The following is a 591-nucleotide window of genomic DNA, read 5'->3' on the forward strand; positions in this document are numbered from 1 at the left end:
GATCGACACCGCGCCGAGCTACGGCAATGCCGAGCGCGTCGTCGGCGAACTGGTCAAGCGCCTGGGCCAGCGCGACAAGGTCTTTCTCGCCAGCAAGGTGTCCTTGACCGGACGCGAGCGCGGCCTGGCGCAGATCGAGGCGAGTTTCGGGGCACTGCAGACCGACACCATCGACCTGATCCAGGTGCACAACCTGCAGGACACCCGCACCCAGCTCGGCCTGCTGCGCGAGCTCAAGCAGGAGGGGCGGGTGCGTTACATCGGCGTGACGCACTATGTGGAGTCGGCCCACGATCGCCTGCTGGACACGCTGAAACAGGAGCAGGTCGACTTCGTGCAGTTCAACTATTCGGTCAGCGAGCGCAACGCCGAGAAGCAGCTGCTGCCCTACTGTGCCGACAACGGCATCGCCACCCTGATCAACCGACCCTTTACCCGCGGCAACCTGCTGTCGAAGGTCCGGGACAAGCCGTTGCCGGACTGGGCCGCCGAGATCGACGCCAGCTCCTGGGCGCAGCTGCTGCTCAAGTTCATCCTCGCCGAGCCGGCGGTGACGGCGGTCATTCCGGCCACCTCCAATCCGCGCTACAT

1 protein-coding gene is annotated in these 591 nt (G+C 65.7%); it reads left to right on the forward strand.

The window, feature by feature from the left end:
* On the forward strand, window positions 1-591 hold a 591-nt coding region (locus ACU8YC_RS25740; RefSeq protein WP_446896071.1), incomplete at both ends, for an aldo/keto reductase.

Source organism: Citrobacter sp. VF227 (genome assembly GCF_052950715.1).